The organism is Pseudomonas wayambapalatensis (genome assembly GCF_049942315.1).
Lineage (GTDB): Bacteria > Pseudomonadota > Gammaproteobacteria > Pseudomonadales > Pseudomonadaceae > Aquipseudomonas > Aquipseudomonas wayambapalatensis.
This window is the reverse complement of the sequence record NZ_JBNFMU010000180.1, coordinates 1-18,625: the sequence shown is the minus strand read 5'-3', so window position 1 is coordinate 18,625 and position 18,625 is coordinate 1. Positions and strand designations below refer to the sequence as shown.

The 18,625-nt window shown below is 65.0% G+C and carries 16 protein-coding genes; 10 read left to right on the top strand and 6 right to left on the bottom strand.

Annotated features, from left to right (window positions below; genetic code table 11):
- From bioC to bioB, 4 genes are read right to left on the bottom strand one after another with little or no spacing between them, the layout of a single operon-like run.
- Complete coding sequence (bioC, locus tag ACPZMI_RS12995; RefSeq protein ID WP_426352369.1) at positions 1-819, bottom strand: malonyl-ACP O-methyltransferase BioC; 819 nt, start codon at positions 817-819, stop codon at positions 1-3.
- The gene (locus ACPZMI_RS12990) at positions 812-1,543 is read right to left on the bottom strand and encodes an alpha/beta fold hydrolase (protein WP_426352368.1); all 732 of its coding nucleotides are present in this window, start codon (positions 1,541-1,543) and stop codon (positions 812-814) included. The genes bioC and ACPZMI_RS12990 overlap by 8 nt, the downstream gene beginning before the upstream one ends.
- Positions 1,536-2,708, bottom strand: a complete 1,173-nt coding sequence (gene bioF / locus ACPZMI_RS12985) for an 8-amino-7-oxononanoate synthase (protein WP_426352367.1) — start codon at positions 2,706-2,708, stop codon at positions 1,536-1,538. The genes ACPZMI_RS12990 and bioF overlap by 8 nt, the downstream gene beginning before the upstream one ends.
- Positions 2,709-2,710: 2 nt before the next feature.
- Positions 2,711-3,769: a biotin synthase BioB gene (gene bioB / locus ACPZMI_RS12980; RefSeq protein WP_426352366.1), complete on the bottom strand. Its 1,059-nt coding sequence runs from the start codon at positions 3,767-3,769 to the stop codon at positions 2,711-2,713.
- Positions 3,770-3,858: 89 nt separating this feature from the next.
- Here bioB and ACPZMI_RS12975 point away from each other — a divergent pair, with 89 nt between their 5' ends.
- The 4 genes from ACPZMI_RS12975 to rarD all read left to right on the top strand — a co-directional run bounded on the left by ACPZMI_RS12975 (position 3,859) and on the right by rarD (position 7,614).
- A complete protein-coding gene (locus tag ACPZMI_RS12975) occupies positions 3,859-4,599 on the top strand; it encodes a ComF family protein (RefSeq protein WP_186720135.1) in 741 nt (246 codons plus the stop codon).
- A 51-nt stretch (positions 4,600-4,650) separates the two neighbouring features.
- A complete protein-coding gene (locus ACPZMI_RS12970) occupies positions 4,651-5,415 on the top strand; it encodes a TOBE domain-containing protein (RefSeq protein ID WP_426352365.1) in 765 nt (254 codons plus the stop codon).
- A gap of 273 nt (positions 5,416-5,688) precedes the next feature.
- A complete protein-coding gene (locus ACPZMI_RS12965; RefSeq protein WP_426352364.1) occupies positions 5,689-6,663 on the top strand; it encodes a serine/threonine protein kinase in 975 nt (324 codons plus the stop codon).
- A gap of 63 nt (positions 6,664-6,726) precedes the next feature.
- Positions 6,727-7,614: an EamA family transporter RarD gene (rarD, locus tag ACPZMI_RS12960; RefSeq protein ID WP_186667507.1), complete on the top strand. Its 888-nt coding sequence runs from the start codon at positions 6,727-6,729 to the stop codon at positions 7,612-7,614.
- A 216-nt stretch (positions 7,615-7,830) separates the two neighbouring features.
- Here rarD and ACPZMI_RS12955 read toward each other — a convergent pair whose 3' ends face one another.
- Positions 7,831-8,349 (bottom strand): glycine cleavage system transcriptional repressor, encoded by a 519-nt coding sequence (locus ACPZMI_RS12955; RefSeq protein WP_186667506.1) that lies wholly within the window; start codon positions 8,347-8,349, stop codon positions 7,831-7,833.
- Positions 8,350-8,784: 435 nt separating this feature from the next.
- Here ACPZMI_RS12955 and ACPZMI_RS12950 point away from each other — a divergent pair, with 435 nt between their 5' ends.
- Positions 8,785-10,962: a malate synthase G gene (locus ACPZMI_RS12950; RefSeq protein WP_186720140.1), complete on the top strand. Its 2,178-nt coding sequence runs from the start codon at positions 8,785-8,787 to the stop codon at positions 10,960-10,962.
- Positions 10,963-11,108: 146 nt separating this feature from the next.
- Here the strand turns inward: ACPZMI_RS12950 and ACPZMI_RS12945 are convergent, their stop codons facing one another.
- Entirely contained in the window at positions 11,109-11,552 is a 444-nt protein-coding gene (locus ACPZMI_RS12945; RefSeq protein WP_186709396.1) for a response regulator, read from the bottom strand.
- A 216-nt stretch (positions 11,553-11,768) separates the two neighbouring features.
- On the opposite strand from ACPZMI_RS12945, the gene ACPZMI_RS12940 reads away from it, so the two are divergent.
- The 5 genes from ACPZMI_RS12940 (at position 11,769) to ACPZMI_RS12920 (ending at position 18,533) form a co-directional block, all read left to right on the top strand.
- Positions 11,769-13,706 carry a putative nucleotidyltransferase substrate binding domain-containing protein gene (locus tag ACPZMI_RS12940; protein WP_186709400.1) on the top strand — a complete coding sequence of 646 codons (1,938 nt, stop codon included), beginning with the start codon at positions 11,769-11,771 and terminating at the stop codon, positions 13,704-13,706.
- Positions 13,703-14,413, top strand: coding sequence for a 3'-5' exonuclease (locus ACPZMI_RS12935; protein WP_186667502.1), 711 nt, complete (start codon positions 13,703-13,705; stop codon positions 14,411-14,413). The genes ACPZMI_RS12940 and ACPZMI_RS12935 overlap by 4 nt, the downstream gene beginning before the upstream one ends.
- Positions 14,414-14,549: 136 nt before the next feature.
- A complete protein-coding gene (locus tag ACPZMI_RS12930) occupies positions 14,550-15,068 on the top strand; it encodes an RNA polymerase sigma factor (protein WP_186667501.1) in 519 nt (172 codons plus the stop codon).
- Complete coding sequence (locus tag ACPZMI_RS12925; RefSeq protein ID WP_288375787.1) at positions 15,065-16,021, top strand: FecR domain-containing protein; 957 nt, start codon at positions 15,065-15,067, stop codon at positions 16,019-16,021. The genes ACPZMI_RS12930 and ACPZMI_RS12925 overlap by 4 nt, the downstream gene beginning before the upstream one ends.
- A 106-nt stretch (positions 16,022-16,127) precedes the next feature.
- Positions 16,128-18,533, top strand: coding sequence for a TonB-dependent siderophore receptor (locus ACPZMI_RS12920; protein ID WP_426352363.1), 2,406 nt, complete (start codon positions 16,128-16,130; stop codon positions 18,531-18,533).
- The last annotated feature ends 92 nt before the right edge of the window (positions 18,534-18,625 follow it).

The window sequence follows — 18,625 nt, the reverse complement described above, 5'->3', positions numbered from 1 at the left end:
TCACTCCTCTTCGCCTTTGCGCAACACCCCATAGACCACCTGGTAGGTGGCTGGCAGCCCCTCGCTGTCGCGGAATCGCTCGTAGGCCTGGAGCAGGCCCTGCATGCGCGCACGCCCGGTCAGGCCCGAGGGGCGGCCGGGGTTCAGGTTGTGCGCACCAAGGGCCTTGAGTTCGTGGGTCAGGCTGCGTACGTCCGGGTAGTGCAGTACATGGGGCAGGCGCTCCAGCCCAAGCAGGGTCAGGCCGCTGTCGGCGCACAGGCGCTGGTAATCCTCGAAGCGCCGGAACCGATTGACATGCACCATCCCATCCACCGCCTGCCAACTGGCACGCAACTCCTCCAGCGTGCCGACACACAGGCTGCTGAACGCCAGCACCCCACCCGGTCGCAACACGCGCCGGGCTTCGGCCAGCACGCTGGCGAACTGGTCGCACCACTGCACCGCCAGGCTGGAGAACACCAAGTCGAAAGCATCATCGCGCAGCGGCAGACGCTCGGCATCGCCCGCCACGTGATGATGCGCCCCGCCCTGCTCGCGAGCATGGCCCAACATGCCTTCGGCGATATCCACCGCCACACCGTGGGCAGCCTCGAAGCGGGCGGCCAGGGCCCGGCTGAAATGGCCAGTACCGCTGCCCAGGTCGAGCCAGCGGGTCGGCGTCATCGACGTCGGCAAGCGCGCGAGCAAAGCCTCACCCACCGCGCGCTGCAGGGCGGCAACGCTGTCATAGCTGGCCGCCGCGCGGGAGAACGAGGCCGCCACCTGGCGCTTGTCCGGCAGGGCACCGGGCAGGATCGGGCGGGAAAGATCAGTCATCACCACTCTCATGCAAGAAACTCTTGATACCCGCCGCCAGCTCCTGTGGGTACTCCTGCAGGAACGCGTGGGAACTGTCTTCGACCAGGCCGACTTCGACATCCGGCAGCAGCTCGCTGAGCGCCTTGGCCGCATCCGCCGGCACCAGGGCATCGCTGCCGGCGAACAGGTGCAGTTGTGGGCCGCCGTACTGTTCGAGCGCCTGACGGGTGTCCAGCCTGGCCAGCACTTGCAGGCCGGTGGCCAGGTACAAGGGGTCGGTGTCCGGCACGCCCACGCCAAGCTGGCGCAGCAAGGTGCGGGGTTGCTGCGCGCCCTCGCTGCACAGCGTACGGAATCGCTTGAGGGTGACCTGGGGGTGGCTGCGACAACCATCGAGGAAGGTGCCGAAGGTGTCCTCGGCCATGCCGTGGGGCCAGTCGGGCCGGGCCACGAAACTGGGGTTGCTGGCCAACGTCAGCAAGCCGCAGCAGTGGTCGCCGCGCTTGTGCGCCAGGACGCTGGCCAGCATGCCGCCCAGCGACCAGCCGCCCAGCCAGACATCCGTCGGCAGCTTGCGGTCGAGGTGATCGACCCAGGCCTGGACGTCATCGTCGGCCAGTTCCGGTAACGGCGCCAGTTCGATCTGCAGGCGTGGATCCTGTGCCCGCAGGCTGGCAGCCAGGGGTTCCAGTGAAGCAGTGCCCAGCCCCCAGCCGGGCAGGAGGATCAGTCGGTTACGCATCGGCGGACTCCAGCTGTGCATGACACTCGGCCAATGCATTCAACAATAGCTGGACCTGCGCTTCGCTGTGCGCGGCGCTCAAGGTTACCCGCAGGCGTGCACCGCCGGCCGGTACGGTTGGCGGGCGGATCGCGGTGACCAGCAAACCCCGCGCGCGCAGCATCTTCGACAGCGTCAGTGCCCGCGCCGCATCGCCAACCAGGATCGGCTGGATCGCGGTCGGGCTGTCCATCAATGCCAGGCCGATCTGCTGCGCCCCCTGGCGGAACTGGCGGATCAACGCGCCAAGGTGCTCGCGCCGCCAGCGTTCGTCACGCAGCAGTTGCAGGCTTTTCAGCGTTGCGCAGGCCAGTGCCGGCGGCTGACTGGTAGTGTAGATGTAGGGACGGGCGAACTGCACCAGCGCCTCGATCAGGTCATCGCTGCCCGCGACGAACGCGCCGGCAGTACCGCAGGCCTTGCCGAGCGTGCCGATCAGCACCGGCACCTGGTCGATGCCCAACCCGAAGTGCTCGACGATACCGCCGCCATTGGCGCCCAAGGTGCCGAAACCATGGGCATCGTCGACCATCAGCCAGGCGCCGTGCGGACGCGCCACTGCAGCCAGGGCGGGCAGGTCGGCAAGATCGCCGTCCATGCTGAACACGCCGTCGGTGACCACCAGCGTGTCACCGGTCGCTTTATCCAGGCGGTTCGCCAGGCTGGCCGGATCGTTGTGCAGGTAGCGGCTGAAGCGGGCGCCGCTGAGCAGCCCGCCGTCGAGCAGGGAGGCATGGTTGAGGCGGTCCTGCAGCACCGTATCGCCCTGCCCCACCAACGCCGTGATAGCACCTAGATTGGCCATGTAGCCGGTGGTGAACAACAACGCACGCGGACGTCCGGTCAACTCGGCGATGGCCTCTTCGACCTCATGGTGCGGCGTACTGTGGCCGACCACCAGGTGCGAGGCACCGCCACCGACGCCCCAGCGCTCGGCACCGTCACGCCAGGCAGCGATCACCTCGGGGTGGCTGGCCAGCCCGAGGTAGTCGTTGCTGCAGAACGCCAACAGGCGTTGCCCATCGACCACCACTTCCGGGCCTTGCGGGCTCTGCAGCAGGGGACGCTGCCGATACAGGTCCGCGGCGCGCCGTTCGGCCAGGCGTGCCGCCAGATCGAAGGCCATGCTCAGGCCGATGCGGCGTTGTAGAACATCTCGCTGCTGCGCTGCTCGACCAGCGCCTGCTCGATGGCCGCCTGGTGCACTTCGTCGGCATGCTCTTCGCGCTCTTCAGGCTTGATCCCGAGGCGGGCGAACAGTTGCATGTCCTTGTCGGCCTGCGGGTTGGCGGTGGTCAGCAGTTTCTCGCCGTAGAAGATCGAGTTGGCACCGGCCATGAAGGCCAGGGCCTGCATCTGCTCGTTCATCTGCTCACGGCCCGCGGACAGGCGTACATGCGACTTGGGCATAAGGATGCGGGCTACCGCCAGCATGCGGATGAAGTCGAACGGGTCGACATCTTCGGCGTTGGCCAGCGGCGTACCGGCCACCTTCACCAGCATGTTGATCGGCACCGACTCCGGGTGCTCGGGCAGGTTGGCGAGCTGGATCAGCAGGCCTGCGCGGTCGTCCAGCGACTCGCCCATGCCGAGAATGCCGCCGGAGCAGATCTTCATCCCGGCGTCGCGCACATAGGCGAGGGTCTGCAGGCGCTCGCTGTAGGTGCGGGTGGTGATGATGCTGGTGTAGAAGTCCGGCGAGGTGTCGAGGTTGTGGTTGTAGTAGTCCAGACCCGCCTGGGCGAGTGCCAGGGTCTGGTCCTGATCGAGCTTGCCGAGGGTCATGCAGGTTTCCAGGCCCAGGGCCTTGACCCCTTTGACCATCTCCAGCACGTAGGGCATATCCTTGGCGGAGGGGTGCTTCCAGGCGGCGCCCATGCAGAAGCGGGTCGAGCCGATGGCCTTGGCCCGGGCAGCCTCTTCCAGCACTTTCTGCACTTCCATCAGCTTCTGTTTTTCCAGCCCGGTGTTGTAGTGGCCGGACTGCGGACAATATTTGCAATCTTCCGGGCAGGCGCCGGTCTTGATCGACAGCAGGGTCGAGACTTGCACGCGGTTTGGGTCGAAGTGCGCGCGGTGCACGGTCTGCGCCTGGAACAACAGGTCGTTGAACGGCTGCTGGAACAGCGCCCTGACCTCGGCCAGGGACCAGTCGTGACGTGTTGTTGCATTTGTGCTGGCGCTCATCGGCGTTTCCTTATCTAGGCTCTGACAGGCGCCGGGACAGGAAAGCCCGCCAGCGCTTCACGGATAGCTCGCATAGTCAGGGAAGGTCCATGCACTGTCAACCAAACATAAAATCACTGGTTTACAAGTGGATAAATATTAAACAATTCTGCTTGCTCTGCGACGAACCTGCGCAACAGGCGTATCCCCTGTGCCCGGCCTGCGAGCATGAGCTGCCCTGGCTCGACGAACATTGCACGCGCTGCGCGCTGCCACTGGCGATGCGGGCGATGACCTGTGGCCAGTGCAGCCGCAGGCCACCGCCTTTCGAGCAGGTCATCGCGCCGTGGCACTACGGGTATCCGTTGGATACTGCAATCAGCCGCTTCAAGCACCGCAGCCAGTGGCCGCTGGGGCGGTTGCTGGCGGATCTGCTGGCGCAGGCCCTGCAGCATCGCTATGACGAAGGCCTGACAAAACCCGACCAGCTGTTGCCCGTGCCACTGGCTGCACGTCGACTGCGCCAACGCGGCTTCAACCAGGCCGCCATGCTCGCCCGCTGGCTGTCGAGCCAGTTGCACATCCCCTGCGACGAGCGCGTGCTACTGCGCCCACGCGACACTGCGGCGCAGCAGACCCTCGACGCCAAGGCGCGCTGGCGTAACCTGCGCCAGGCCTTCGCCATCGCACCGCACGCCGCGCTCGACGGATGCCATGTGGCCCTGGTCGACGACGTGCTGACCACCGGTGCCACTGCCCGAGCGCTGGCGAGCCTGCTGCGCAAGGCCGGGGCGCGCCGGGTCGATGTGTATTGCCTGGCACGCACGCCCAGGCCCGGCGGGGTTGACTAGACTCGGTCTCGAAGGCACTTTCGCCGCATCACACCGCCGGTAACCTGCCCCATGTCCCTGCCCGCCCTGCTTGCCCAGCACATCTTCCGTCGCCCGCAGCGCATCGCCCTGTTGCAGCACATCGCTGAACAAGGCTCGATCACCCGCGCCGCCAAGGCGGCCGGGATCAGTTACAAGAGCGCCTGGGATGCCATCGACGAGCTCAACAACCTCGCCGCCCAGCCGTTGGTCGAGCGCAGTGCCGGCGGGCGTGGCGGTGGCGGCGCCAAGCTGTCGACGGAGGGCGAGCGGGTCTTGCGCCTGTATCAGCGTCTCCAGGCGTTGCAGAGCGAAATCCTCGAATCCACCGAAGAACACAGCGACCTCGACCTGCTCGGCCGCCTGATGCTGCGCACCAGCGCTCGCAATCAATTGCGCGGGCAGATCAGCGGAATGCGCCGCGAGGGGCGTTACGACCGGGTCAGCCTGGCACTGGGCGGCGGCCTGGAAATCGATGCGCTGATCACCCGGGACAGTACCGAACGGCTGGAGCTGACACTGGGAAGCACGGTGGTGGCCCTGCTCAAGGCCGGCTGGGTGAACGTGCTGACTGACGCTGATCAGCCAGACGCCGAGAGCAATTGCCTGCACGCCCAGGTCGACGAAGTGCTGGCCGATGAAGGCGGCGGCAGTGAAATGCGGCTGGCGCTGGAGAACGGGCAGACACTGTGCGCCTTTGCCGAACCGCAATGGCTGCAGCAGCAGGCAATCGTGGTCGGCAGCAGGGTGCGGGCGCAGTTTCATCCGTCGCTCGTGCTGCTGGGGGTGCCGGTGTAACGCGCAATGCGTTGGAGCGGGCTCGCACCGCGATCACCCGAAGCGGCTACCTGGCATGCGACGTGATGGGCCTGAAGCATTGTAGTGGCTGGTTTACGGCCGCTTCGCGCCCGATCGCGGGACGAGCCCGCTCCCACAGGATGGACTGCCCCCAAGAAGTTGGACACACATCCAACCCTTGGGGGCAGTCCAGGAATGCTGGGAGCCTTGGCACCTGAAGCAACCATGGAATGCGTTACCATGCCACGCATGCATTCCCCTGCCGGAGCTCCCATGTCCCACCCCTTCGATACCCTCACCCCCGACCTGGTCCTGGACGCCGTCGAAAGCCTGGGCTTTCTCAGCGATGCCCGGGTGCTGGCGCTCAACAGCTATGAGAACCGCGTCTATCAGGTGGGCATCGAAGGTGAACAACCGCTGATCGCCAAGTTCTACCGCCCCGGGCGCTGGAGCGATGCGGCCATCCTCGAGGAACACCGCTTCAGCTTCGAACTGGCCGAGCACGAGGTGCCGGTTGTCGCCCCGCTTCAGCATGACGGTCGCAGCCTGTTCGAGCACCTGGGCTTTCGCTTCACCCTGTTCCCCCGCCGCGGCGGCCATGCGCCCGAACCCGGCAACCTCGACCAGTTGTATCGCCTCGGGCAATTGCTCGGACGTCTGCATGCCGTCGGCGCCACGCGCCCATTCGAGCATCGCGAGACGCTGGCTGTAGACAACTTCGGCCATGCCTCGCTCAAGACCCTGCTCGACGGCGATTTCGTCCCGCGCGAGCTGCTGCCGGCGTTCGAGTCGGTGGCCCGCGACCTGCTCAAGCGGGTCGAGGATATCTACCAACGCACGCCCTTCGAGGCGATCCGCCTGCATGGCGACTGTCACGCCGGCAACCTGATGCACCGCGACGACATCTATCACGTCGTCGACCTCGACGACTGCCGCATGGGGCCAGCGGTGCAAGACGTGTGGATGATGCTGGCCGGCAGCCGCGAAGAGCGGTTGGCCCAGTTGGCCGAACTGGTCGACGGGTACGACGAGTTCCACGATTTCGACCCGCGCCAACTGGCGCTGATCGAGCCGCTGCGCGCCTTGCGCCAGTTGCATCACAGCGCCTGGCTGGCACGGCGCTGGGACGACCCGGCGTTCCCGCGCAGCTTCCCCTGGTTCGGCCAGCCGCGCTACTGGGGCGACCAGATCCTGGCCCTGCGCGAGCAGATGGCCGCACTGGATGAAGCGCCACTGAAATTGTTCTAGTTGCAAGGCGTCACCTGTCTACAATAGGCGCCGCGATATCAGCTGCCAAAGCAAGGAATCTGCATGCACGCCGCAAACCCGCAGCGCGGGTACATCCTGGGCCTCAGCGCCTACATCATCTGGGGCCTGTTCCCCCTCTACTTCAAAGCTATCCAGAGCGTCCCGGCGGTAGAGATCATCGTCCACCGGGTACTGTGGTCGGCGCTGTTCGGTTCGCTCCTGCTGCTGGTGTGGAAACACCCGGGCTGGTGGCGAGAGCTGCGCGACAACCCGCGGCGCCTGGCGATCCTGGCCCTGAGCGGCGCGCTGATCGCAGGCAACTGGCTGACCTACGTGTGGGCCGTGAACAACGGTCGCATGCTCGAGGCCAGCCTGGGTTACTACATCAACCCGCTGGTCAACGTGCTGCTGGGCATGCTCCTGTTGGGCGAACGCCTGCGCCGCCTGCAATGGCTGGCGGTCGGGCTGGCGGCGGCGGGGGTGGCGCAACAGGTGTGGCAGGTCGGTGGCCTGCCCTGGGTGTCGCTGGGGCTGGCGCTGTCGTTCGGTTTCTACGGCCTGATTCGCAAGCAGGCGCCGGTGGCGGCGCTGCCGGGGCTGGTTGTGGAGACCTGGATGCTGGTGCCATTGGCACTGGGCTGGCTGCTGCTGCATCCGCAGGCCAACAGCGCCAACCTCGCGTTCTTCAGCAGCAGCGAAGCGCTGTGGTTGATGGCTGCGGGCCCGGTCACGCTGGTGCCGCTGGTGTGCTTCAACGCCGCCGCGCGCCACCTGCCCTACACCACCCTGGGCTTCCTGCAATACCTGGCGCCGACCCTGGTGCTGCTGCAGGCGGTGCTGCTGTTCGGCGAGCACCTGTCCTCGAGCACGCTGATCGCGTTCATGTTCATCTGGGCGGGCCTGGCGATCTACAGCGTCGATGCCTGGCTGAGCCTGCGCAAACGCGCCTGATCAAAAAACGATCAAGCCTCTGCAGGCCACGGAAAGCGTGGCCTGCAGCAAGGTCTCCAGAGGTTATCCACACCCTGATCCCCGTGCTTTGTGCACAACCCCCTGAAATATGGACATTTTTTGCTCAATCCGGTGCAGCCCGCGATTGGTCGGGGCTGGCGGGGAGTACCCTCAGGTTATCCACAGGGGCTTCCCCGTTAAACCGGGGATAACCTGCTATTCCTCCGGCCTGAGCTTCAACTCCACCATCAGATCATCGGCGAGGCTTTCCAGCTTCTGCTGCAGGTCATCCAGCGACAAGGTCAGCGGCAAGGCCAGCAAGGCATCGGCGTGGAACAGCGGCTCGCTGCTCATCGGTGCCGGACGCACCTCGGTGGTAAAGCGCTCCAGGTTGACCCCCTGATCCGCCAGCAGCCGGGTAATATCGCGAACGATCCCCGGGCGATCATTGCCCACCAGCTCCATCGCGATCGGCTTCCAGGTGCAGGATGGCTCGATGCCGCTCTCGGCAATCAGCACGCGAATGCCATGATCGCCCAGCTTCTGCAGCGACTCGACCAACTCGTCGTAGTTTTCCGCCGGCACCGCAACCCGCAGGATCCCGGCGAACTGCCCGGCCATGCGCGACATGCGGCTTTCCAGCCAGTTGCCGTTGTGATCGGCGATGCACTGGGCGATGCGTTCGACCTGTCCGGCCTTGTCAGGGGCGATCACGGTGAGTACAAGATGATCCACGGGCCACTCCTCTACCTGCGCGTACAAGGGCATCGAATCAGTATAGGCAAGGCGCGGCAACCTGCCGCAGGGCGGACCACGCAACAAATCGTGTACCGTTTAGAGATTTATCTGGAACAATCCACAGGTTTTTTGCGAACATACTGCCTTCCAGCGTGACCCGATGCGACCAATAGGTCGCACAACGACGCTTTTAGTCTGATGTTCACCCGCCTACTGCATCATGTAGTATGCGCCAGCGCGGACTACAAAACGTCGTTTGGATGTCTGCCAAGGCGCCTGTGAAAATACGCGAATCGCCCGCCAGCCTGTCTGGCAGGCTGCACCCAGCCGCGCTCGGGCTGCATGACGAGGGCATGTACTGGCCGCGTGTTTAGAGAAGCGCTACAGGCTTAATACAGAAGAGCGAAATAGCTGAGCAGAGTGAGGCAAGCAATGACTGGATACGTTCAAGTCGGTGGCCTTCAGGTCGCCAAGGTCCTGTACGACTTCGTCAATGACGAAGCCATTGCAGGGACCGGCATCGTCGCCGAGCAGTTCTGGGCCGGTGCAGAGAAGATCATCAACGACCTCGCTCCAAAGAACAAAGCCCTGCTCGCCAAGCGTGACGAGCTGCAAGCCAAGATCGATGCCTGGCACCAGGCACGCCAGGGTCAGGCCCACGACGCCGCGACCTACAAAGCATTCCTCCAGGAAATCGGCTATCTGCTGCCACAAGCCGACGATTTCCAGGCCACCACGCAAAACGTCGATGAAGAAATCGCCCACATGGCCGGCCCGCAGCTGGTGGTGCCGGTGATGAACGCACGTTTCGCCCTGAACGCCGCCAACGCCCGCTGGGGCTCGCTGTATGACGCACTGTATGGCACCGACGCCATCAGCGAAGAAGGCGGCGCCGAAAAAGGCCAGGGCTACAACAAGGTACGCGGCGACAAGGTCATCGCCTTCGCCCGCGCCTTCCTCGATGAAGCCGCGCCCCTGGCTGCCGGCTCCCACGTCGACTCCACCGGCTATCGCATCGACGCCGGCAAGCTGGTCGTCGCCCTCAAGGGCGGCAGCAACAGCGGCCTGCGCGACGACGCCCAGCTGATCGGCTTCCAGGGCGACGCCGCAGCACCGACGGCCGTGCTGCTCAAGCACAACGGCCTGCACTTCGAGATCCAGGTCGACGCCAGCACCCCGGTCGGCAGCACTGACGCCGCCGGCGTGAAAGACATCCTGATGGAGTCGGCACTGACCACCATCATGGACTGCGAAGACTCTGTCGCCGCCGTCGATGCCAACGACAAGGTCGTCGTCTACCGCAACTGGCTGGGCCTGATGAAAGGCGACCTGGCCGAAAGCGTGAGCAAGGGCGGCAAGACCTTCACCCGGACCATGAACCCCGACCGCGAGTACGCAGCGCCCAACGGCGGCAGCGTCACCCTGCACGGCCGTTCGCTGCTGTTCGTGCGTAACGTCGGTCACCTGATGACCAACCCGGCGATCCTCGATGCCCAGGGCAACGAAGTTCCCGAAGGTATCCAGGACGGCCTGTTCACCAACCTGATCGCCCTGCACAACCTCAACGGCAACACCAGCCGCAAGAACACCCGTACCGGCAGCGTGTACATCGTCAAGCCGAAGATGCACGGCCCTGAAGAAGTGGCGTTCGCCGCCGAGATCTTCAGCCGCGTCGAAGACCTGCTGGGCATGCCGCGCAACACCGTCAAGGTCGGCATCATGGACGAGGAACGCCGTACCACGGTCAACCTCAAGGCCTGCATCAAGTCGGCAGCCGAGCGCGTGGTGTTCATCAACACCGGCTTCCTCGACCGCACTGGCGATGAGATCCACACCTCGATGGAAGCCGGCGCCATGGTGCGCAAAGGCGCCATGAAGAGCGAGAAGTGGATCGGCGCGTACGAGAACAACAACGTCGACATCGGCCTGGCCACCGGCCTGCAAGGCCGTGCCCAGATCGGCAAGGGCATGTGGGCCATGCCTGACCTGATGGCGGCGATGCTCGAGCAGAAGATCGCCCACCCGCTGTCCGGCGCCAACACTGCCTGGGTCCCTTCGCCAACCGCCGCGACCCTGCACGCGCTGCACTACCACAAGGTCGACGTCCAGGCACGTCAGCGCGAGCTGGCCTCGCGTACCCCGGCCTCGGTGGACGACATCCTGACCATTCCGCTGGCGGCCAACACCAACTGGTCGGCCGACGAGATCCGCAACGAGCTGGACAACAACGCCCAGGGCATCCTCGGCTATGTCGTACGCTGGATCGACCACGGCGTGGGCTGCTCGAAGGTGCCGGACATCAACAACGTCGGGCTGATGGAAGACCGCGCCACCCTGCGCATTTCCGCCCAGTTGCTGGCCAACTGGCTGCGCCATGGCATCGTCACCCAGGCGCAGGTGCTGGAAAGCCTCAAGCGCATGGCGGCGGTGGTCGACAAGCAGAACGCGGGCGACGCCCAGTACCGCCCGATGGCGCCGAACTTCGATGACAACATCGCGTTCCAGGCCGCGGTCGAGCTGGTCGTCGAAGGTGCGAAGCAGCCGAACGGTTACACCGAGCCGGTCCTGCATCGCCGCCGTCGCGAGTTCAAGGCGCGTAACGGGCTGTAAGTTACATCTACGACGGGGGTCGCTTTGCGGCCCAATCGCGGCACAAGGCCGCTCCCACAGGCACAGAGCAAGGTTCGAAGCTTGCGCCGTACCTGTAGGAGCGGCCTTGTGCCGCGATTGGGCTGCGAAGCAGCCCTAGTCCTGCATCACTCGATCTTCAATTCTTTTTTCACCAACTCCAGCAATTTCCCCAGATCCACCGGTTTAAGCAGAAAATCCACCACCCCCAGGTGCATCACGTCCACCGCCTCTTTTACATCGGTGTCGCCCGAGACCACGATGATCGACAACGCCGCCCGGTCCGAGTCGCGAATCTGCCGAATCAGCTCCAGGCCATCCTCGGGCTCCATGCGCAGATCGGTGATCATCAGCGCGATGCGCGGTTCGTAGTGCAGCTTGAACATCGCCTCCTGCGCACCATCGGCCACCATGCAGTCGATGCCACGGCTTTTCAGGTACAGGCTCAGGGCCTCGCTGTTCACCGGGTTGTCGTCCACCACCAGCACCACCGGCCTGGGCGCCACTGGCGCGCTCACCACGGCCAACGCCTCGCGCTCGGCGTCACTCAGTATTTCGTCATGCTCAGCCATCGCCATCTCGTCAAAAAAATCTCGTGCTAGGTTTAGGACCGCGAAAACCGGCGTAGCCTACCCACCTTTCGTCGGATCCTTGACAGCGACTCTCACCGATAGACTTACGTCCAATGGGCATCCACGGGCAGCCAGCCGACCATGGAGGCCGAAAACAACAAAGCCGATACCTATAGATAGATATATATAGTTCGGCGTAGCGATACGGTCAGCTTCATGAGCAAAAAGGACGCCTACACCCAGGCCGGCAGGACAGCGGTGCTGCAGAATATCCAGGGGACGCTGCAGTTTCTGCAGCGCTTCCCGCCGTTCAACCAGATGGAACAGGGCCACCTCGCCTACCTGGTGGAACAGTGCCAACTGCGTTTCTATGCCAGCGGCGAAAGCATCATCAAGCCTGCCGACGGACCCGTGGAACACTTCTACATCGTCAAGCAGGGCCGGGTGATGGGCGAGCGCCAGCATGTCACCGGCCCCGGCGTGGAAACCACCTTCGAGATCGCCAGCGGCGAATGCTTCCCCCTGGCCGCACTGCTCGGCGAACGGGCCACGCGCACCGAACACCTGGCCGGCGAAGACACCTTCTGCCTGCAATTGAACAAGGCGGCGTTCATCCGCGTGTTCTCGTTGTCCGGTGTGTTTCGCGACTTCGCCCTGCGTGGCGTCAGCAGCCTGCTCGACCAGGTCAACCAGCAGGTGCGCCAGCGCGCCGTGGAAACCCTGGGCACGCAGTATTCGCTCAATACGCCGCTGGGCGAGCTGGCCATGCGTCACCCGGTGGTGTGCACGCCCGACACGCCGCTGCGCGACGCGGTAAGGTCGATGCACGAACAACAGGTGGGGAGCATTGCCATCGTCGATGAGCAGCGCTTCCCCATCGGCATCTTCACCCTGCGCGACCTGCGCCAGGTGGTCGCCGACGCCAGCGCCGAACTCAGCGCACCGATCGACCGGCACATGACCGCCGCACCGTTCTACCTCAGCCCCCAGGCCAGCGCCTTCGATGCCGCCATGGCGATGACCGAGCGGCATATCGCGCATGTCTGCCTGGTCGACAACGGTCGCCTGTGTGGGGTGGTGTCCGAGCGCGACCTGTTCTCCCTGCAGCGGGTCGACCTGGTGCACCTGGCGCGCACCATCCGTCACGCGCCGCGCCTGGAGGTACTGGTGGCATTGCGCGGCGAGATCGGCCAACTGGTCGAGCGCATGCTCGCCCATGGCGCTTCCTCGACGCAGATCACCCAGATCATCACCCTGCTCAACGACCACACCGTGTGCCGGGTCATCGAACTGGCGCTGGCCGAACGCGGCGACCCCGGCGTGGCGTTCAGTTGGCTGTGCTTCGGCAGCGAAGGACGCCGCGAGCAGACCCTGCACACCGACCAGGACAATGGCATTCTCTTCGAGGCCCGCGACAGCGCCGAAGCCGATGCCATCCGCGCGCGCCTGCTGCCACTGGCGCAATACATCAACCACAACCTCGCCCAGTGCGGCTTCACCCTGTGCAAGGGCAATGTCATGGCCGGCAACCCCGAGCTGTGCCTGTCGCGTGCCGAATGGGCACGGCGCTTTGCCGGTTTCATCCGCGAAGCCAGCCCGGAAAACCTGCTGGGCTCAAGCATCTATTTCGACCTGCGCGTGGTCTGGGGCGACGAGCAAGGCTGCGAAGCGCTTCGCCAGGGCATCCTCGCCCAGGTTGCCGACAACCGCATCTTCCAGCGCATGATGGCTGACAACGCCCTGCGCCAGCGCCCGCCGGTCGGGCGCCTGCGCGAGTTCGTGCTGACCCGCCAGGGCAACGACAAGGCTGCCACCCTCGACCTCAAGGTCCAGGGCCTGACCCCCTTCGTCGATGGCGCCCGCCTGCTCGCCCTGGCCAACGGCATCGCTGCCAACAACACGCTGGAACGCTTGCGCCAACTGGTGGCCAAGGGCGTCATCGATGCCCTCGACGGCGCCGCCTTCGAAGAGGCCTATCACTTCATCCAGCAGACCCGCATGCAGCAGCACCAGCGCCAGAGTCGCGACAACCTGGCCTACTCCAACCGCGTCGACCCGGACAGCCTCAACCATCTGGACCGGCGCATCCTGCGTGAATCGCTGCGCCAGGCCCAGCGCCTGCAGAGCAGCCTGGCGCAGCGGTACCAGTTATGAAGCTGTTCGCCTGGCTGCGCCCCAACCCGCCCACTCTCGACGCCGACCTGCGCCAGCGCCTGGCGCTGCTGCCGCGCCCGATGCCGTCCAGCATGCAGACGCTGCGCGAGCAGCGCTGGGTGGTACTGGACCTGGAGACCAGCGGCCTCAACCTGAATCGCGACCAAGTGTTGTCGATCGGGGCCGTGGCCATCGAGGACGGCGGCATCGACCTGGGCCGCCAGTTCGAACGCACCCTGCGGCGTCCCGAGCAGAAGACCAACGCCAGCGTGCTGATCCATGGCCTGGGGCCCAGCGCCCTGGCGGCGGGTACCGACCCGGCCGAAGCCTTCGTCGAGTTGCTGGAGTTCATTGGCGACAGCCCGGTGCTGGCCTTCCACGCCCCATTCGACCAGGGCATGCTGGCCCGCGCCCTGAAGGACACCCTGGGCCATCGTCTGCAGCAGGTGTTCATCGACGTGGCGGAACTGGCGCCTATGCTCAACCCCGACACGGTGCTGCGTGAAGCAAGCCTGGACGATTGGGTGGCGCGCTTCGGCCTCGAGGTACAGGCGCGCCATCATGCCAGCGCCGACGCCCAGGTCACCGCCGAACTGGCCTTGATCCTGTTCAGCCAGGCACGACGCCAGCAACTGGACAGCCCGTTGCAACTGGAACAGCGGCTGAGGCAGTGGCGGCGGCGGGCTGTGCACAGCCATGGCCTGTAGGCAGATGGTGATCGTTTCACGGGTAAATCCGCTCCTGCTGGCATTCTGACCAGCGTCAATTGCATCCCCCCTCCCTCCTCTGCCACAATCGCGAATCATTATCGTTATATAACGCATTCTTCCCCGGGGAACGCCTTTGTCGTCTGCGCACAGCCCACATGCCGAGCTGGTCGGCAGCCTGTACCGCGACCACCGCAGCTGGCTGCTTGCCTGGCTGCAGCGCAGCACAGCCTGCCGCCAGCGCGCCGAAGACCTCAGCCAGGACACCTTCGTGCGCCTGCTCGGCCGCGAGCAACTGATCACGCCTCGCGAACCCCGGGCGTTTCTCGTCGCCGTGGCCAAGGGCCTGCTGTTCGACCATTTCCGGCGTGCCGCCCTGGAGCAGGCCTACCTTGCCGAGCTGTCGCTGCTGCCTGAAGCCGAGCAGCCTTCGCCAGAGACCCAGCACCTGATCCTCGAAGACCTCAAGGCCATCGACCGCCTGCTGTGCAAACTGTCGAGCAAGGCACGCACGGCGTTCCTGTACAACCGCCTGGACGGCATGGGCCATGCCGAGATCGCCGAGCGCCTGGGGGTGTCGGTGTCGCGGGTGCGCCAGTACATCGCCCAAGGCATGCGTCAGTGCTACGTGGCGTTGTATGGGGAGCCGACGTGAGCAATACGCCGGTCTCGGCCAAGGTCCTGGAAGCCGCCATCGCCTGGAAACTGTGCCTGGAGGGCGGCGACGGCACGGCCGATGAGCGCCACGAATTCACGCGCTGGCACGCCGCCAGCGAGGAACATGCCCGCGCCTGGTTCCAGCTCGGCATGCTCGATCAACGCGTGGGCGCGGCTGCAGGCCCCGCCCGCCACGCCCTGCTGCAATCACGCGCCGGCCTGCGTCAGCGGGTTGGCAAACTCGGCGGCGGGCTGGCCGGGATGTTCCTGCTCGGTGGCCTGCTGGCCTGGGTCGGCGCCCCATCGCTGGCGCCCAGCTACTGGCTGGCCGATCAACGTACCGGAACCGGCGAGCTGCGCACCCTGCGCCTGGAGGACGGCACGCTGCTGAGCCTGGACACCCATACCGCAGTGGACATCGACTACGCGGGCGAACAGCGGGTGATCGTGCTGCACCAGGGGGAAATCTCCGTGGAAACCGGCCACGACGATCCGCGCCCCTTGTGGGTACGCACCGACGATGGCCGACTGCGCCCACTGGGTACGCGCTTTCTGGTCAAACGCGAAACCGCCGGCACACGCCTTGAGGTGCTGCAGGCCCAGGTTGCTGCGCAACCGCGCAACACGGGTAACGAAGAGGTGCTGAACGAGGGCCAGCAAGTCTTGATGCACAGCAACGGCCTCGGCCTGGTAGGTCCAGTCAGCGCCGGAGCCGACGCCTGGACCCGCGGCATGCTGGTGGTAGACAACGTGCGCCTGGCAGACCTGGTCGCCGAGCTCGGTCGTTATCGTAGCGGGCACCTGGGGGTGTCGGATGAGGTGGCCAACCTGCGCGTGACCGGCAGCTTCCCGCTGACCGATATCGATCTGGCACTGGCCTCGCTGGTGCCGGCACTGCCGGTGAAGATCGAACAGCGGACGCCCTGGTGGGTGACGGTAAGGCCTCGCTGAATCCAGCGAAGCCGTGCAGGCAAACTTTTTTCAAATAGCCCCTGTCACTTTCCAAATCTCGCTCGGCAAGGAAGCAGTTAGCACTTATCCGTCTAGGAGCCACTGCATGTCCCGTGCTGTCGAGTCTTACCTGCGTCCCAGCCTGATGGCCCTGGCCATCGGCCTTGCCACCCCCCTGGTCAGCCCCATGCTGCTGGCTGCCGAGCAGTCCAGCGTGCGGGCATACGACCTGCCCGCCGCCGCGTTGTCCACCACGCTGAACCAGATCGCCAGCCAAGGCGGAATCGCCCTGGCCCTGGACCCGGCGTTGGTCAACGGCCGCACTTCAGCCCCGGTCAGCGGCCAGTACGACGCTCTCGGCGCACTGCACGCCGCCCTGCGTGGCACCGGCCTGCAACTGCAGCAGAGCAGCGCCGGCAGCTACAGCCTGGTGGCCGCCCCGGAAGGCAGCGTGGCCCTGCCAGAAACCGCGATCAACGCCAACACTGAATACGAGAGTGCATGGGGCGCGGTCAGCGGCTATGTCGCCACCCGCACCGCCGCCGGCACCAAGACCGATACCCCCGTCGTCGAGACCCCGCGCTCGCTGTCGGTGATCACCCGCCAGCAGCTCGACGACCGCCAGGTGCTCAACCTCAACGATGCCCTGCGCTACACCGCCGGTGTGCAGAGCAGCGGCTACGGCTCCGACTCGCGCGCCGACTGGTTGCGCGTGCGCGGCTTCGACCCAACCCAGTTCCTCGATGGCCTGCCGCTGCCAAAGGGGTCGTTCGCCAACCCGAAGATCGAGCCCTGGAACCTGGAACGCATCACCGTGCTGCGCGGCCCGGCATCGTCGGTGTACGGCCAGACCCCACCCGGCGGCATGCTCGACATGGTCAGCCGCCGCCCGCAAGCCGAGAGCGCGCACCAGGTCGAAGCCCAGGTCGGCAGCAACGAGCACAAGCAGATCAACTTCGACAGCACCGGCAAGATCGACGACGGGGGCCAGTTCCTCTACCGCGTCAGTGGCACCGTGCGTGACAGCAATGCCCCGGTCGACCACATTCCGGACAAACGCTACAACATCGCCCCAAGCCTGACCTGGAATATCAACGACGACACCAAGCTGACCTTCCTGTCGCAATACACCCGCGACGATACCGGCATTACCGGGCAGTTTCTGCCACTACAGGGCACCAAGCTGTCCTCGCCAGTAGGCAAGATTTCCCACCACAAGAACCTCGGCGAGCCGGACTGGGACTTCTACGACCGCACCTACTACGCTCTGGGCTATGCGCTCGAGCACCGCTTCAACGACACCTGGCAGTTCCGCCAGAACCTGCGCTACACCAAGAGCGACCTGTCGTTCCAGGCGGTCAACGTAAACACCTTCAACAGTGTCGACGCCAACGGCAACGTCAACCGCGAGTCGGGCATCGTCAACGAAGACATCAGCCAGTTCGCCGTGGACAACAACTTCCAGGCTAACTTCCAGACCGGTGCCATCGACCACACCCTGCTGCTGGGCCTGGACCACCAGCGCTCGAACACCAACTATCAGTGGCTTTACGGCATGGGTGTGCCGCCGATCAACGTGGTGCGCCCGATATATGGCGCAGACATGTCGCAGGTCACCTACTTCGCCTTGCAGGACTTCGGTCAGAAGACCCGCCAGACCGGCCTATACGTGCAGGACCAGATGGCCTTGGACAACTGGCGCCTGACGCTCGGCGGGCGTGAGGATTGGATTCACACCGGCACCGTGTTCCACAACAGCAACGACGCCACCAGCACCGAGCGCGACAAGGCCTTCAGCGGCAACATAGGCCTGAGCTACGTATTCGACAACGGCATCACCCCATACTTCTCCTACACCGAGTCGTTCCAGCCGGCTATCGGTGCCAACGTCAGTTCCACCACCTCGTTCAAGCCTACCGAAGGACGCCAGTACGAGGTCGGGGTGAAGTTCCAGCCGGTCGGGAGTCAAACCCTGCTTACTGCGGCGGTGTACGATCTGCGCCAGAAGAACGTGAACGTCACCGAAGGCAGCATCACCCGTCAGGTCGGTCAGTTGCAGGTGCGTGGCCTGGAGCTGGAGGCGACCAGCCAGCTGACCGAGAACCTCAAGACCATCGCCTCGTACACCTACACCGATACCGAGATTCTCAAAGGTAACGACAAGGGCAACCGCATGGCGCTGATACCCCGCAACCAGGCAACCCTGTGGGCCGACTACACCTGGCACCAGGGGTTGCTGGATGGCTTCGGCATCGGCGGTGGCGTACGTTACGTGGGCGACACCTACGGCAACACCGCCAACACCGACCTGGGGCACGTGGGCTCCTACACCGTCTACGATGCGTCGGTGCACTACGACCTGGGGCGCCTGGACAACAGCATGAAAGGGCTGACCGTGGCGGTGGAAGCCAAGAACGTGTTCAACAAGGAATACCTGTCGAACTGTGATGGCTTCTGGTGCTACTACGGCGATGAGCGCAACGTAGTCGTCAGCGCCAACTACAAGTTCTGAGTGGCGCATCGCGGGGCAAGCCCGCTCCCACAGGATTGTGGTGTACCTGTAGGAGCGGCTTGCCCCGCCATTGCGTCCTAAAAGACAGCACA

Bases quoted from the DNA above. Each gene is read 5' to 3' on its own strand.
- ACPZMI_RS12970 (WP_426352365.1), top strand. From the start codon at position 4,651: ATGTCCCTGCCCGCCCTGCTTGCCCAGCACATCTTCCGTCGCCCGCAG.
- ACPZMI_RS12965 (WP_426352364.1), top strand. From the start codon at position 5,689: ATGTCCCACCCCTTCGATACCCTCACCCCCGACCTGGTCCTGGACGCC.
- ACPZMI_RS12940 (WP_186709400.1), top strand. From the start codon at position 11,769: ATGAGCAAAAAGGACGCCTACACCCAGGCCGGCAGGACAGCGGTGCTG.
- ACPZMI_RS12975 (WP_186720135.1), top strand. From the start codon at position 3,859: ATGCACTGTCAACCAAACATAAAATCACTGGTTTACAAGTGGATAAAT.
- bioC (WP_426352369.1), bottom strand. From the start codon at position 819: ATGACTGATCTTTCCCGCCCGATCCTGCCCGGTGCCCTGCCGGACAAG.
- rarD (WP_186667507.1), top strand. From the start codon at position 6,727: ATGCACGCCGCAAACCCGCAGCGCGGGTACATCCTGGGCCTCAGCGCC.
- ACPZMI_RS12945 (WP_186709396.1), bottom strand. From the start codon at position 11,552: ATGGCTGAGCATGACGAAATACTGAGTGACGCCGAGCGCGAGGCGTTG.
- ACPZMI_RS12935 (WP_186667502.1), top strand. From the start codon at position 13,703: ATGAAGCTGTTCGCCTGGCTGCGCCCCAACCCGCCCACTCTCGACGCC.
- bioB (WP_426352366.1), bottom strand. From the start codon at position 3,769: ATGAGCGCCAGCACAAATGCAACAACACGTCACGACTGGTCCCTGGCC.
- ACPZMI_RS12920 (WP_426352363.1), top strand. From the start codon at position 16,128: ATGTCCCGTGCTGTCGAGTCTTACCTGCGTCCCAGCCTGATGGCCCTG.
- bioF (WP_426352367.1), bottom strand. From the start codon at position 2,708: ATGGCCTTCGATCTGGCGGCACGCCTGGCCGAACGGCGCGCCGCGGAC.
- ACPZMI_RS12950 (WP_186720140.1), top strand. From the start codon at position 8,785: ATGACTGGATACGTTCAAGTCGGTGGCCTTCAGGTCGCCAAGGTCCTG.
- ACPZMI_RS12990 (WP_426352368.1), bottom strand. From the start codon at position 1,543: ATGCGTAACCGACTGATCCTCCTGCCCGGCTGGGGGCTGGGCACTGCT.